This window comes from Butyricicoccus sp. AF18-9LB, from assembly GCF_027684505.1.
Classification (GTDB): Bacteria; Bacillota; Clostridia; order Oscillospirales; family Butyricicoccaceae; genus Agathobaculum; species Agathobaculum butyriciproducens.
In genome coordinates, this window is the sequence record NZ_JAQCWA010000001.1 from 208,842 (window position 1) to 223,663 (window position 14,822).

The following is a 14,822-nucleotide window of genomic DNA, read 5'->3' on the forward strand; positions in this document are numbered from 1 at the left end:
CTTTCCTATATATAATAGGATATGATGCGTTATATTGCAAGTGTTTTTTACAGTTTTCCGGCAAGTTCGGCAAAGGAATGCTCGACGAACACATCGCTGACCTGCCGGAGCGTGTCTTCGCCCTCCGCGTAGGCGGGTTCGGCCATGCCGCAGAGCGCAAAACCGGCTTTTTTCGCCGTTACGCCCGCATACGGCGCGTCCTCAAACACCATGCACTCGCCTGCTGTCAGACCGAGGCGCTTTGCTGCTTCGAGATAAATGTCCGGCTCGTACTTGGGCACGCCCACATCCTCGATGGTGAGCATGAACTCGAAATATTTCATCATGTCGCGGTCGATGAGCGCCTTCTCCGCGTGGCGGCGTGCCGTCAGCGTAGCGATGGCCATTTTGACGCCGCGTGCGCGCAGACCTTCGAGAAAGTCGATTACACCGTCCTTGGGCTTTGCAATCGTCTCGTAGCGGGAGGTAATCAACTCGTCCATGCCGTCGAGCATCTGCTGACGGGTCAGCGGCAGATTCGGATAGCGTTTCAGAAAATACTCCGCAACCTGCGGCTGAGAAAAACCCTCGCATACCGCGTAGTCCGCGTCTGTGATGTGAACGTCGAACTGCGCAAGGTAGCGCTGTGTCAGTCGTTTCCAGACCGGCATGGAGTCCAAAAGCGTGCCGTCCATGTCGAAAATTGCACCTTTGAAATTCTGCATTGGTTTTGTTCCTTTCGAGAACGTATATCGTAGGGCGTGACGACCTCGGCACGCCGCCTTTTCAGCAACTGCACATGATTTACACGGCGCGCCGAGTCGTCGCGCCCTACGGATGGTTGGTTATTTGGTTTTTCGGTCGATATATCTCGGCTGGAGCTTGGAATAGATGATCTTCTGCTCACTGTACAGGCCGTAGTACCCGGAGAGCATGTACGCGATGGCGATGACCAGCGCAAACAGCGCAAGGCTCTGACCTCCGAACAGCTCATACGCCAGCAGGATAGATGTAAGCGGCGAATTTGTCACGCCGCAGAACACGGCCGTCATACCGAGACCGGCCGCAAAGGACGGCGCCAGACCGAAAAATCCGCCGTAGGCGGCGCCAAAGGTTGCGCCGATGAACAGCACGGGCACGATCTCACCGCCCTTATAGCCGACGCCGATGGTAATCGCCGTCAGCACCAGCTTGAGGAAAAACGTCTCGTATGCCGCGTGACCGGCAATCGCGCGTTCAATGACCTGCATGCCTGCACCGTTGTAGTCGCGCGTGCCGAGCAGCAGGCTGATGAGCACCACGACCGCGCCGCCAACCGCAATGCAGGCGTACTGGTTCGGCAGAAAATGCTTGAACAGATGACCGATTTTATGGAAGATGATGCACACGAGCGCACTCAGTCCGGCGCAGACCACGCCGAACGCCACCAGCTTTACAATGAGCAGCACATCCGTATTTTCCGGCACACCGGAGAGCGTAAACGCGGTCGTGCCGCCGCCAAGCTGCAGCGCTACCTGATGCGCGATCACGCTCGCAAGGATGGACGGAAACAGCGCCGCGTAGTACATCACGCCCACGCTGATAACCTCCATTGCGAACACGCTCGCCGCAAGCGGTGTGCCGAACAGCGCCGAAAAGCACGCTGCCATGCCGCACATGGTGATCGTGCGGGAATCCTTGTCGTCCAGGTGCATCAGATGTCCGATATTGCCCGAAATCGCACCGCCGAGCTGCAGCGCCGCACCTTCTCGTCCGGCAGAGCCGCCGCACAGGTGGGTCAGCACCGAGGTGATAAAGATGCTCGGAGCAAGCCGCAGCCGCACCGGATGATCCTGCCGCACCGAGGTCAGGATGAAGTTGGTGCCGCGTTCAAGCGGCATATCCATTTTACTGTACCAGAACGCGATAAACAGACCGACCAGCGGCAGAAAATACAACGTCCAGCTCTGCTCCTGCCGGGTTTCGGTCGCCCATTCGAGTGCGTGCTCAAACGCCGCACCGACTGCGCCCACCACCACGCCGATAATGACTGCAAACAGGCACCACCGCGCAAACGCGCTGATATTGCGCCGCACGCGGTACCACGAACCGTACAGCCGCCGCAGCAGACGGCGTCCCGGCTTATTATTCTGAGGCATAGCGCCCCTCCCCTTCATGCGATCTCATTTCCGATAAGAATTGCCCCGCAGAGATAACCTGTGGGGCAATTTGTGAGTAAACTATGCTTATTTGCTCGTAGATGCGGTTTCCTTGAGCACAACATCGTGTGCGCCGCCCTCGACGATCGAGGTTGCGGATACCAGCGTGATCTTTGCCTTCTTCTGGAACTCCGGAATGGACAGAGAGCCGCAGTTGCACATGGTGGAACGGACCTTGCTCAGGGTCAGACCGAGGTTGTCCTTCAGCGAGCCTGCGTACGGAACGTAGGAGTCAACGCCTTCCTCGAAGGACAGCTTCTTGTCGCCGCCCATGTCGTAGCGCTGCCAGTTGCGGGCACGGGCAGAACCCTCGCCCCAGTACTCCTTCATGTAGCTGCCGTTGATGTTGACCTTGTTCGTCGGGGACTCGTCAAAACGAGAGAAGTAACGGCCGAGCATGAGGAAGTCGGCGCCCATAGCCAGCGCCAGCGTGCAGTGATAATCGTGAACGATACCGCCGTCCGAGCAAATCGGAATGTAGATGCCGGTCTCCTCGAAATACTCGTCACGAGCGGCTGCAACCTCGATCAGAGCGGTAGCCTGACCGCGGCCGATGCCCTTCTGCTCACGAGTGATGCAGATGGAGCCGCCGCCGATGCCGACCTTGATGAAGTCCGCGCCGGCCTCAGCAAGAAAACGGAAACCCTCGCGGTCAACAACGTTGCCCGCGCCGACCTTTACACTGTCGCCGTACTTTGCGCGTACCCAGGACAGAGTGCGGCTCTGCCACTCGGAGAAACCCTCGGAGGAGTCGATGCAGAGAACATCTGCGCCGGCCTCAACCAGTGCCGGAACACGCTCTGCGTAGTCGCGGGTGTTGATGCCTGCGCCGACTACATAACGCTTGTGCTCATCGAGCAGCTCAAGAGAGTTTGCCTTGTGGCTGTCGTAGTCCTTGCGGAATACCATATAAACCAGATGCTGCTTGTCGTCTACCAGCGGCAGAGAGTTCAGCTTGTTGTCCCAGATGATGTCGTTTGCGATCTTGAGGCTGGTATCTGCCGGAGCGGTGATCAGCTTGTCAAACGGCGTCATGAACTCCTCAACCTTAACGCTGCGCTCCATACGGGAAACACGGTAGTCGCGGCTGGTGACAATGCCGAGCAGCTTGCCGTTCGCGGTGCCGTCATCGGTAACAGCCATGGTGGAGTGACCGGTGCGCTCCTTCAGCTTGAGGACTTCCTCAAGGGTGGTGTCCGGCTTTACGTTGGAGTCGGATACGATGAAGCCTGCCTTGTAGCTCTTTACGCGGGAAACCATGGCAGCCTCACTCTCGATCGACTGCGAACCGAAGATAAAGGAGATGCCGCCCTCCTGCGCCAGTGCGATCGCCATACGATCATCCGATACCGCCTGCATGATTGCGGAAACCATCGGAATGTTGGCATACAGCGCGGATTCCTCGCCCTTTTTGTACTTAACGATTGGTGTGCGCAGGCTTACGTTCGCCGGCATGCACTCCGCAGAGGAATACCCCGGTACCAGCAGATATTCGTTAAAGGTATGCGAAGGTTCACTGAAATAATACGCCATTTCGTCGTTCTCCTTTTCTCCAGATAGGTCGTTTTTGATAGTTAAGTTTATTATATCCTTTTTGCCCTGTAAAGTAAAGCGGGCATATGACGGTTTTTCACGATTTTTGCCGCATGCGTGTTATGCAATCCGTGCAATAAACTGTCGCGAAACTACAGTTTCGCTGACAAGCAGGAACGGACCGTGGGCCGTTCCAAAGTCATCCGAAAGTTCCCATACGGAAACTTTCTCCCTCTCAGGGTGTAAAACCTGCGCTATCCTTGCGCGGATTCTTGGACGCGCTGCGCCGATACATGCTCCCGGTTTGCTCTCATTAAACATTTTTAAGGATAGAGGCCTACGGGCTACGAATTTGCACAGTAAATTCTATTTTATGCGCGCTATCGCGCTTAATTGATATAGCCTGTTCCTTTTCGATAGATTAGAGATAGAAAAATCCGCAGACGTTCCCGTCTGCGGATTTTTCATTTGGAAATGAGGAATGAATGATGGTGGCATATTGAAGTCCTGCGGAGCCGTCCGGTATTTTTCCGGTGCCCCTTCGCTTTTGCTGTACTCAATTTACCATCGTGCGGACGCAATGTCAATGCATGCAAATGAATCTTAACACGCTCTTAACTGCCGGGCGGTCAAATGCTGTCAGTCCTCGTCAAGCGACACCCATTCGGTATCGCCGGTGTGGAAAAAGTACAGCACGCAGGCGCGGACCGGTCTGCCGTAAATCTCATGCACGGCACGCGCGTAGGCGGCCAGCTGCGGACGGTACTGCTCGGCTCTCTCGACCGCACCGCCCTTCTTGATGCGATCGGTCTTGAAGTCAAGGATAACAAAGCCGTCCCTGGTTTCAATCAGGCAGTCGATAACGCCCTGCAGGAGCACATTTTCCTCGGGTGCGTCCGCCGCAACTGGAAAATACGTTTGCGCCGGAACAAGCACGGAGAACTTGAACTCACGCCGCACCTTATTTTCCGCCATAAAGGTTTTGTACAGGTCGGAGGCGAAAAACCGTTCGATCTTGCGTTTATCCACAGCATGCGCCTGTTCTGTGGACAAAATCTTCTTTTCCGCCAGACGGTTCAGCTCGTTTTCCACGCCGTTCGGCGCACAGGCGGCGTCAAAGTCGCAGAACTGCATGAACAGGTGGTGCGCTGTACCGATCTCGGCAGGCGTCAGCTTCTTTTCTCCCTGCTCGAACAGTGGTGCGCGCAGCTGCACTTCTTTCCGCGGCGGCGTTGTCTGCTCGGCGGCCTCGTCTGCACGGTAGCCGCGGCCGACACCGGTGGCGGTCAGCTTGCTCGGCAGCTCCGCAAGGTAAGCATGCGGGTAGTCGAAGTGCGGCTGCACGGTGCAGTCGCCGGTCACCATGTCCTCGAAACGCAGGATTTCAGTTTCCTGCGGCTGCAGGTCGCTCGGATAATACACCTTGAGCACAAACGCATCATTGTCCGTGCCGTGCCCGGGCACCTCCGGCGCATACTCCTCGCGGAAGGCACGCGCGCATGGATGCCGCAGCAGCGGTGTCAGAATCCACGCAAGCGGCGTGCGTGCCGCACCCATGGCGTACTGCGGCAGCTCGTCGAGCGACGCCAGCAGCGACCACTTTTTCAGCGAATTCCGCAGGCTGCCGGTGGCTGCCGTCAGAATCAGTTTTTCCTTGGCGCGCGTCATCGCTACATATAATACGCGCAGCTCTTCGGATATCATTTCGCGGCGCATCTGCACCGAGACTGCAATGCGCTCGGCTGTGTCGTACTGCACACCGCGGTCACGGTCGCGGCACTTACTGCCGAAGCCGAGGTTCTGGTGCACGAGCACTGGCTCCTTGAGGTCGCTGTCGTTGAACTGCTTGGCGCAGTCCGCCACGATAACGACCGGAAATTCCAGTCCTTTAGACTTGTGGATGGACAGAATGCGGACCGCACCGCCGGTGGCCTCGGCACCGACCGTCTGGAAATCCTCACCCTGCTCGAGCATGCCGCGCAGCAGGCGCACAAAGTCAAACAGGCCGCGGAAGCCCTGTCCCTCAAACGAGCGCGCCCGCTCGAAGAATGTCAGCAGGTTGCTCTGGCGCTGTGCGCCGTTCGGCAGCGCACCGTACAGGCCGAGTGCGCCGGTCTGATCGTAAATCTCCCACAGCAGGCGGTACACCGGCTGATCGCACGCAAAAGTGCGCAGAAAGTCCAGCCGCTGCAGAAAGGTTTCCACCTTCGGGAAATCCGTTCTCGACTGCAGAAGCGCGTCATAATAGCTGATCTTGCGATCCACAAGGCGAATATCTGCCAGTTCCTGCTCGGTGAATCCGAACAGCGGCGAACGCATCACACCGATAAGGTCAACGTCCTGCCGCGGGTTGTCAATGACGCTGAGCAGCGACACCATCGTGCCGACCTCGGCAGTCTCGAGCAGGCCGCCGCGCTGTTCGGCGCTGGCTGTTACGCCGATGCGCTCCAGCTCCGCAATGTAGGTCGGCGCCTTGCTTCTGGGCGAGCGCAGCAGGATTACGATATCGCCCGGCGTGACCGGACGCAGCTTTCCGGTCTGCTTATCCGTCACCGGAAAGCCTTCGTCGAGCAGCGCACGAATCCGCTTCGCGGCAAGCCGTGCTTCGAGTTCGGTCTTATCCGGCGCATCATCGTCCTCGCCGAGTCCGTCCGCGTCCACGAGCAGGACTTCGGTCTTGTACCGCTCGTTTCCGGCCTCCGGATAGTAGTCCGCACCGAGGTGCAGCGCCTCCTTGTCCGTGTACGCGAGGTCGCCCACGGTCTCGCCCATGACGGCGGCAAACAGGTAGTTGCACGCGTCCAGCACAGCCGCCCGCGAGCGGAAATTCTGCCCGAGCACGACGCGGCGCGGCTGCCCGTCGGCGGCATCCGCCGCCTCACCGAAGCTGCGGTATTTCTCAAGGAAAATGGACGGGTCAGCCAGTCGAAAGCCGTAAATGCTCTGCTTGACGTCACCGACCATGAACAGGTTGGTCTCGTCTCTGGAGAGTGCACGGAAGATGGCATCCTGCACGGCGTTGGTGTCCTGATACTCGTCCACCGCAATTTCGGTGAACTGCTCAGACATGGTTTTCGCCAGTGCGGACGGCTTGCCGTCTGTATACAGCAGACGCACGGCAAAGTGCTCCAAATCGTTGAAATCCGCAGCATTTCTCGCACGTTTCGCTGCCGTAAAGGCATCGTCAAAGGCGTTTACCATGTCAATGAGTGCGAACAGCGCGGGGGCTGTCAGGCCGCGGTCGTACTCCGCTTCTTCTGCGGTGACGGTCAGCCATTTCTCCCGAATGTTATTGGCAACGCCCTTCCACTCCTCGCGCATGGCCTTGATCTGCTCGAGGAACGCCTTGTCCTCAAATTTTCTCGCGGCCTTCAGTCGGTCAAACGAAATCGACCGGGCAGCCTTCACGCAGTCATCCCAGCTGCCGCCAAACAGTGCGTCCAGCAGATGCTCGGCCTGATTTAAGTCGCTCGTCAGCGCGGGCAGATAGTTGTCCGCCAGCTCATCAATGCCGGTCAATTCATCCACAGCCATGTGCAGAAATGCCGCACCGTGCTGTGCTGCCGACCTTGCCTGCTCGCGCAGAACACAGCCGTGCGGCGTGTCCATGCCGCGCGTGTACAACCCCGCACGCACGTCCTCAAGGAACGCCCGCGGATCGGGATGCGCCTGAATCTTCTCGTAGGTGCCGAGAATGACCTCGCCCAGCTTTTTATCGTCGCGCCCCGCCGTCAGCAGGTCACAGAGCGCGAAAAACTTCTCGTCCGCCTGCTCGTAGGCCGTGTCGAGCACTTCTTCGAGCACCTCGGCGCGCAGCAGCCTGCCCTCGTTTTCGTCCATCAGGCGGAAGTCGGGCGCGATGCCGAGCACCGCCGCCTGCTCGCGCGCGAGCGACAGGCACAGCGCATGCACAGTCGTGATTTTCGCGCGGTGCACGAGGAACAGCTGCCGCCGCAGACGGGTATCCCGCGGGTTTGCGGCTACAGCCGCACCGAGGGCCGCACCGATTCGCTCGCGCATTTCGGCTGCCGCTGCGTTGGTAAAGGTAACCAGCAGCAGGCGGTCGATATCGACCGGATCCTTCTCGTCCGTCAGCCGACGGAGTACGCGCTCGGTCAGTACGGCGGTCTTGCCCGAGCCGGCTGCCGCCGAAACCAGCAATGCGCCGCCGCGGTCGTCGATCGCAGTCTGCTGATCAGGTGTCCACTTCGGCATTGTCGTTCCCTCCTAACTGCTCCCAGAATTCCTTGTCCTTGATGTTTTTCAGCCAGCGTACCTTATCTCCGGCGGTCTCGTCGAACCGGCAGGCTGCCCGGAAATCGCACCATTCGCAATAGCTGCGGTCGGTCTTGCGCGGATCAGCTTCAATGCTGCCGTTTCGCAGAGCCTGTCCCATTTCGAGCAGCTTTTTCTGCGTATAGCGTGCCAGTCTGCCGAATTTCGCCAGATCAGCTACCGCAGACTTGGCGGCAAGCGTCGGCTCGTCCTCGCCCTTCCTGGTCTTGATAGAGACCGGAATAAACCGTCCGTCACCTTCCAGACCGTGCTCCATCGCCTCGAGCAGCGACATATCGTCGCTCAGCAGACCCGAACGCCGCAGCGCCTTGTCGCGCAGGATGCGCAGCCCGTCCTCGTCCGTGTCGCGCGCCGCATCCGGCAGCTCATCGCGTACCGGAACATACAGCACGCCTGCCGGTACGATTTCGTTCAGCTCGGCGGTCAGGCGGGCACGATAGCGGTCCAGACCCTCCTGCTGCAGCGCGTACAGATAGATGATAAGCTGCATGTTGAGTCCGTACCAGATGTCGGACAGCGAAAATGACTTTTTGCCGCTTTTGTAGTCCATAACGCGCAGATAGAGACGACCGTTTTTGATGTAGCCGTCCACGCGGTCCACCTTGCCGGAGAGCGAAACCGACACATCGCCGTCCTCACACTGCACGGGCGGCAGGTCTCCGCTGCGCGAGAAGTCCAGCTCATAGTCGATCGGCGCAAAGTCGGATACGCGCAGTTCTTCGATCACGTTGTCGAGGATCTGCTCCACGGCGCGCACCAGTCGGCGGAACAGGTACTGGAAACGCGCGGTTTTGTTCTCCAGGCCGCCCAGTTCCTCCGCGACATACTGCCGTACCGCTTCACGGCAGGCTTTGCGCACGGTCGGCTGATCGGCATGGGCAGCGCCGCCCTCGCACTTTCCCAGAGCATCCAGCGCATGCTCGAGCACATAGTGGATGAACGTGCCGGTCGAGAGCGCATCAAACTTCGCCACGCGGCGCGGCTTGGCCTTGAGACCGTACTGCATAAAGAACGCAAACCGGCAGGAATAGAACGTATCCACACGCGAAGCGGTCAGATTGAGGCTTTTTCCGTACAATCCGTCAATCGTGTGCGGACTGCTCAGCGGTCCTCTGCCGTGCCGCTGCGCCTGCGCGTTTTTGACGCGCTCATCATCCTTATAGTAGTCATAGGCAGCCCGCACGGCGGCTGTCCGGTCGCCCGAAAGATACGCGCACGCGAGTTCGACCGCCGGTCGTTCTGCCTGCAGGCGGTCACGCACGGTCTCCGTCCGGTGGGTGGAAAACGGCACATCCGGCAGCAATTCGCGCACTGTGTTTACGAAGTAGGACGGCCGCGTTTCACCGCCGCCTGCGTCGATGGTGTGATACGTCAGCAGCAGCTCGTCCGTCGGGCACGCGAGTGCTCGATAGAGCGTTTCCTGCTCCATCAGCAGGCGTTCTTCGCCGTAGGCTTTGAGTTCCACGCCGAGCGCATCCATTTTGTCGCGGTCCATGTCACTCAACAGCGAGGTCGAGGACGGGGTTTTCGGTATCAGGCCGTCGTTGACGCCCAGCAGGATGACATATTTCGCATTTTCCGTACACGCACGCTCGATGTTGCCGCAGGTCACGCGGTCGAGCGAAACCGGAATCGTACCCACATCATACTCGCCGAGCACCAGCCGGAACAGCTGCGCGAAACGGTCGAGCGTCAGCGGCATATCACCGCACACCCATGCAAACTGCTCCATCGCAGAAACCAGGATTTCCCACAGCTGGCGGTACTCGTCGGCCAGCTGCAGACGGCCCGCCTGCTCGTGTCCGGCGGCGCGGTCGGTCATGCGCTGCGGCGCATCCACCGCGAGAAGGAATGCATAGAGCGCACGCACGCAGTCACCTGCAGGCTGCTCACCTGCAAGTGCCTCGCGCAGTGCGGAGAACGGCGCGATTGCCCGTTTGCGGAGTGTGTTCAGTTCGGCAAGCTGCGCCTTCGCATTCTCGTCGATGGACAGACCATAGCCGTCCGGATGCTCGGTCCACTCGCGTTCCCATGCTCCGCCGCGGATGTTCCAGGTGAGCACATAGTTCTCTAATTTATCAATTTCGTCCCAATCCAAGCCCGCAAGTCCGGTCTTGAGACAGGAGAACAGATCTTCATATCGGAAGTGATTTCGTACCGCCTCGAGTGCATTCGTGACCAGCGCCATCGGCGGACGAGACAGCAGATCCGGCTTTTCCGCGAGGAACACCGGAATGTCGTACCGCGCCATCGCCATTGCAAGGAACGCACTGTACGGCTCGATATCGCGTGCCGCAACCACAAAATCGCGGCAGCGCGCGCCTTCGTCCCGCACCTTGCGCCGAATGTAAGCCGCCGCGTGCTCGCACTCGTCAAACGGCGAAGCCGCCTCGTACAAACGAACGCCGGCCGCGCTCTCCTGCGGGGTGCGCACCGGCAGCAGGCTTTCGCGCTCGAGCGCAGCCAGTCCCGCCGGTCGGGCCACCTTGCTTTCGCCCAGTTCGATGCGCTCGACCGTCTGGTTATGATGCTTTGCCATTCGGGTTAATTTCTGCACTGTTTTACAGCCGGTAAGGAAAATCTCCGGGTAATCCATATCACAGGTTACCGCCGCAGAGAGCGGCACACCCGCTGCCAGCATGGCATCGACCACTGCACTTTCCTGCACGGTAAAGCCGAGAAAACCATCCAGATAGACCGCTGCACCGTCCAGCGTGTGGCTTTCTGCCAGGCGGTCGCGCAAATGTGTCAGACGGTCTCTCGGGTCGGGCAGGGACTCCTCGCACAGACGCTCATAAGCTGTTAAAATCTGTGCAAGATCGGACAATTTTTCTGCAAGTACCGCGTCCTCACTCTCCTCGGCAGCCGCAAACAGCGTCTCCGGCGCGACCGCACAGGTTTTGCACTCGTCGATCAGCCGCAGCGCCTCCTGCAGCAGCTCCGGCTTGTCTGCCAGACCCTTCCACGCACTCAGCCCGCCCTGCACACGGCGTGCCGCCTCCTGCAAGGTCAAAAGCTGACCTGCCGGCGTCAGCATCTGCTGTGCCAGTCCGCCGACCTCAGAGAACACACGGTCAGCCAATCGTGAGAACGTCAGCACCTCGGCCGTGCGTGCGCCGTGGTTGTGCGTGGCTGCAGCAAGTCGCCGCTCCATCAGGTGCGAGTTCAGCTCGGGCACGAGCAGAATCTGCCGTCCCTCTCCCTTTTCACTCAGCGCCGCGATCTCCCGCAGGATGGCCGTTGTCTTGCCGCTCCCCGCTCGTCCGGTCCAGATCCGCATGGCACACTCTCCTTTCATTTCATAGCTATTTGATTATAGCACAACCGGAGCAAATTGAAAATTGGTAATGGAAAACGGAAAATTACCAATAACAACCGTATGGTCATTTTATATTTTTTGTGCGTTATCTGCGTATTTTCCAGTCTTTTTCGAACTTTTGCGGTGCTTTGTTTGCATTCACATATTCTGTAAAATTATTTTTTCAAAAAACTCTTGCATTTTTCTCCGCTTGGGACTATACTTTCCTCAGGCGGAACAATAAAGGCTCTGCCCCGCAAAACCAAATATTTGATTCTTCAGGGCAGGGTGCAATTCCCTACCGGCGGTACAGCCCGCGAGCGGATGCCATTCGGCGGAAGCATGATTCGGTGAAATTCCGAGGCCGACAGTATAGTCTGGATAAAAGAAGAATGCACGGAAAGATTTTCCGTTTGTTTGCTGTTCTGAAATGCCGATTCGGTGTTTCAGACTTTTTATTTTCACAATGCTTTTTTCAGCGTCCCGAAGATTCTGTCTTTGGGACGTTTTTTTGGCTGTCGCCAAACTATCGTGAAATTTTCTACAGAATTATTATATCAGGTGATTCTATGCAGGAGCAAAAACAGGAATATATGCGTCAGGCGTTGGCGCTGGCCCAGCGCGGAGCCGGTCACGTCAATCCGAATCCGATGGTCGGCTGCGTCATCGTCAAGGACGGAAAAATCATCGGTGAAGGCTGGCACGAGCACATCGGCGGCCTGCATGCTGAGCGCAATGCGTTCGCGCACTGCACCGAGGACTGCACCGGCGCAGACCTTTACGTCACGCTTGAGCCGTGCTGCCACTGGGGACGCACGCCGCCGTGCACAGATGCAGTCATCGAGCACAAGATCGGCCGCGTGTTCGTCGGCTGTCTGGACCCCAATCCGCTGGTAGCCGGCAAAGGCGCACAGATCCTGCGCGACGCAGGCATCGAAGTCGAGACCGGCGTGTGCGAGGACGAATGCCGCCGCGTGAATGAAGTTTTCTTTCACTACATCACGCACAAAACGCCGTTTGTGACGCTCAAGTACGCGATGACGCTGGACGGCAAAATCGCCGCGCACACCGGCGACAGCCGCTGGGTTACCGGCGAGACCGCCCGCCGTCATGTGCACGAAACGCGCAACCGGCTGCCCGCCATCATGGTCGGCATCGGCACCGTGCTTGAGGACGATCCGCTGCTCACCTGCCGCATTGACGGCGGGCGCGATCCGATCCGCGTAATCTGCGACAGCCGCGCAAGAACGCCGATCGACAGCAGAATCGTACAGACGGCGAACAAAATCCCGACCTATATCGCGGTTGTCGGTCGAAATGAGCGCACCGCTGAACTGGAACGGCACGGTGTACACATTCTCGAATGCAAAACGAAAAACGAGCGCGTAGACCTTGCCGACCTGATGCGCCAGCTCGGCGCACTCGGCATCGACGGCATATTGCTTGAAGGCGGCTCGGCACTTGCGTTCTCCGCGCTGGAGGCCGGTGTGGTACACCGCGTGCAGGCGTACATTGCCCCGAAAATCATCGGCGGTGCAGGCGCGAAAAGTCCGGTCGGAGGTCTGGGATTTGACAAGATGGTGCAGGCGCTTCCGCTGAAGGACGTGACCTGCATGCCGATGGACGAAGATTTCCTGATTGAAGGGAGATTGTAATGTTTACTGGACTTATCGAAGAAATCGGTACGGTGCGGCGCATTGAGCGCGGTGCAAAAGGCGCTCGGCTGACGATTGCGGCGGATACCGTGCTCGAAAATACAAAAATCGGCGACAGCATTGCCACGAACGGCGTATGCCTGACCGTGGTCGCGCTGACGGACGACAGCTTCAGCGCCGACGTGATGGCGGAGAGCCTGCGGCGTTCCGCGCTCGGCAGTCTGCAGAGCGGCTCGCCGGTCAATCTGGAGCGCGCGATGCCTGCCGACGGACGGTTCGGCGGTCATATCGTATCCGGCCACATCGACGGCACCGGCTCGGTTCTCTCGCAGCGGCGCGAGGACAACGCCGTGTGGGTAACGATCAAAACACCGGCTCCCCTGCTCCGGTACATCGTCGAAAAAGGCTCGATCGCCATTGATGGCGTCAGCCTTACCGTGGCGGCTGTGACGGACACCGACTTTTCGGTCTCCATCATTCCGCACACCGGCGCACAGACCATTCTGCTCGGCAAAAAGCCGGGCGATCCGGTCAACCTCGAATGCGATGTGATCGGCAAATACGTTGAAAAAATGCTCACGCCGCACAAATCCAGCGGTATTACAATGGATTTTCTTGCACAACACGGATTTTAACGGAGGTTTTCTTTTATGGAATATCAGTTCAATACAGTTGAAGAAGCGCTCGAAGAGCTTCGCGCCGGACACCTCATCCTCACCATCGACGACCCGGACCGTGAGAACGAGGGCGACCTCATCTGCGCCGCACAGTTCGCCACGACCGAGAACGTCAACTTCATGGCGACCCATGCCAAGGGCCTGATCTGCACACCGATGAGTGAGCAGGTTGCACTCCGTCTCGGTCTGGAGCAGATGGTAAAGGTCAACACCGACAACCACCACACCGCGTTCACGGTCTCCATCGACCATGTGGACACCACGACCGGCATTTCCGCCGAGGAACGCGGCTTTACCTGCCGCAAATGTGCGGATATCCACACCAAGCCGGAGGAGCTCCGCCGTCCGGGACACGTTTTCCCGCTTGTTGCACGCCGCGGCGGTGTGCTGACCCGCAACGGCCACACCGAGGCGACTGTCGATCTGTGCCGTCTGGCCGGACTCGAGCAGTGCGGTCTGTGCTGTGAGATCATGCGCGATGACGGCACGATGATGCGCACGCCCGAGCTGATGGAGAAGGCCAAGGAATGGGGTCTCAAGATCATCACCATCAAGGACCTGCAGGACTACTGCCGCCGTCATGATAAGCACGTTGTCCGCGAAGCCTGTGCGAAAATGCCCACCCGTTTCGGTGAGTTCCGCATCTACGGCTACGTCAACGACCTGACCGGCGAGCACCACGTTGCGCTCGTCAAGGGAGAGATCGGCGATGGCAAGAACCTGCTCTGCCGCGTACACTCCGAGTGCCTGACCGGCGACGTGTTCGGTTCCCGCCGGTGCGACTGCGGTCAGCAGCTGGCGGCAGCCATGCAGCAGATCGACAAGGAAGGCCGCGGCGTGCTGCTCTATATGCGCCAGGAAGGCCGCGGAATCGGTCTGATCAACAAGCTGAAGGCGTATGAACTGCAGGAAAAGGGCTTCGATACAGTCGAGGCAAACGTAAAGCTCGGCTTTGCGCCCGACCTGCGTGAATACTGGATCGGCGCTCAGATTCTGCAGGACCTCGGCGCAAAGGAGCTGCGCCTGCTGACCAATAATCCGGAGAAGATTTACGGTCTGGACGGCTTCGGCGTAGAGATCACCGAGCGCGTACCGATCGAGATCGCACCGCAGAAGGACGACGCGTTCTATCTCAGAACCAAGAAAATTAAGATGGGTCACCTCTTTAGTGAAACATTGTAATCAA

Annotated in this window: 8 protein-coding genes and 1 riboswitch; of the genes, 3 read left to right on the forward strand and 5 right to left on the reverse strand. The window is 58.6% G+C overall.

Annotation, left to right across the window (positions count from 1 at the left end):
• Window positions 1–47 precede the first annotated feature (47 nt).
• From PGY33_RS00915 to PGY33_RS00935, 5 genes are all read right to left on the reverse strand, one after another.
• A complete protein-coding gene (locus PGY33_RS00915) occupies window positions 48–704 on the reverse strand; it encodes an HAD family hydrolase (RefSeq protein WP_118479132.1) in 657 nt (218 codons plus the stop codon).
• A gap of 120 nt (window positions 705–824) precedes the next feature.
• Window positions 825–2,117 (reverse strand): chloride channel protein, encoded by a 1,293-nt coding sequence (locus PGY33_RS00920; RefSeq protein ID WP_118479130.1) that lies wholly within the window; start codon window positions 2,115–2,117, stop codon window positions 825–827.
• An 87-nt stretch (window positions 2,118–2,204) separates the two neighbouring features.
• Window positions 2,205–3,710: an IMP dehydrogenase gene (locus PGY33_RS00925; RefSeq protein WP_117491317.1), complete on the reverse strand. Its 1,506-nt coding sequence runs from the start codon at window positions 3,708–3,710 to the stop codon at window positions 2,205–2,207.
• Between the two features lie 639 nt (window positions 3,711–4,349).
• A complete protein-coding gene (gene addA / locus PGY33_RS00930; protein ID WP_118479128.1) occupies window positions 4,350–7,925 on the reverse strand; it encodes a helicase-exonuclease AddAB subunit AddA in 3,576 nt (1,191 codons plus the stop codon).
• Window positions 7,906–11,286: a PD-(D/E)XK nuclease family protein gene (locus PGY33_RS00935; protein WP_270476950.1), complete on the reverse strand. Its 3,381-nt coding sequence runs from the start codon at window positions 11,284–11,286 to the stop codon at window positions 7,906–7,908. The genes addA and PGY33_RS00935 overlap by 20 nt, the downstream gene beginning before the upstream one ends.
• 288 nt (window positions 11,287–11,574) lie before the next feature.
• A riboswitch (FMN riboswitch) is annotated at window positions 11,575–11,701 on the forward strand.
• A 172-nt stretch (window positions 11,702–11,873) separates the two neighbouring features.
• Between PGY33_RS00935 and ribD the strand changes: the two genes are divergently transcribed.
• Genes ribD through PGY33_RS00950 form a run of 3 tightly spaced genes read left to right on the forward strand, consistent with a single transcriptional unit; the run spans window position 11,874 to window position 14,818 of the window.
• Entirely contained in the window at window positions 11,874–12,959 is a 1,086-nt protein-coding gene (ribD, locus tag PGY33_RS00940; RefSeq protein ID WP_270476952.1) for a bifunctional diaminohydroxyphosphoribosylaminopyrimidine deaminase/5-amino-6-(5-phosphoribosylamino)uracil reductase RibD, read from the forward strand.
• Window positions 12,959–13,594 (forward strand): riboflavin synthase, encoded by a 636-nt coding sequence (locus PGY33_RS00945; RefSeq protein ID WP_270476954.1) that lies wholly within the window; start codon window positions 12,959–12,961, stop codon window positions 13,592–13,594. The genes ribD and PGY33_RS00945 overlap by 1 nt, the downstream gene beginning before the upstream one ends.
• Before the next feature lie 15 nt (window positions 13,595–13,609).
• Window positions 13,610–14,818: a bifunctional 3,4-dihydroxy-2-butanone-4-phosphate synthase/GTP cyclohydrolase II gene (locus PGY33_RS00950; protein WP_117491331.1), complete on the forward strand. Its 1,209-nt coding sequence runs from the start codon at window positions 13,610–13,612 to the stop codon at window positions 14,816–14,818.
• Window positions 14,819–14,822 lie beyond the last annotated feature (4 nt).

Coding starts and splice junctions, on each gene's coding strand:
- PGY33_RS00915 (WP_118479132.1), bottom strand. CDS start 704: ATGCAGAATTTCAAAGGTGCAATTTTCGACATGGACGGCACGCTTTTG.
- PGY33_RS00920 (WP_118479130.1), bottom strand. CDS start 2,117: ATGCCTCAGAATAATAAGCCGGGACGCCGTCTGCTGCGGCGGCTGTAC.
- PGY33_RS00925 (WP_117491317.1), bottom strand. CDS start 3,710: ATGGCGTATTATTTCAGTGAACCTTCGCATACCTTTAACGAATATCTG.
- addA (WP_118479128.1), bottom strand. CDS start 7,925: ATGCCGAAGTGGACACCTGATCAGCAGACTGCGATCGACGACCGCGGC.
- PGY33_RS00935 (WP_270476950.1), bottom strand. CDS start 11,286: ATGCGGATCTGGACCGGACGAGCGGGGAGCGGCAAGACAACGGCCATC.
- ribD (WP_270476952.1), top strand. CDS start 11,874: ATGCAGGAGCAAAAACAGGAATATATGCGTCAGGCGTTGGCGCTGGCC.
- PGY33_RS00945 (WP_270476954.1), top strand. CDS start 12,959: ATGTTTACTGGACTTATCGAAGAAATCGGTACGGTGCGGCGCATTGAG.
- PGY33_RS00950 (WP_117491331.1), top strand. CDS start 13,610: ATGGAATATCAGTTCAATACAGTTGAAGAAGCGCTCGAAGAGCTTCGC.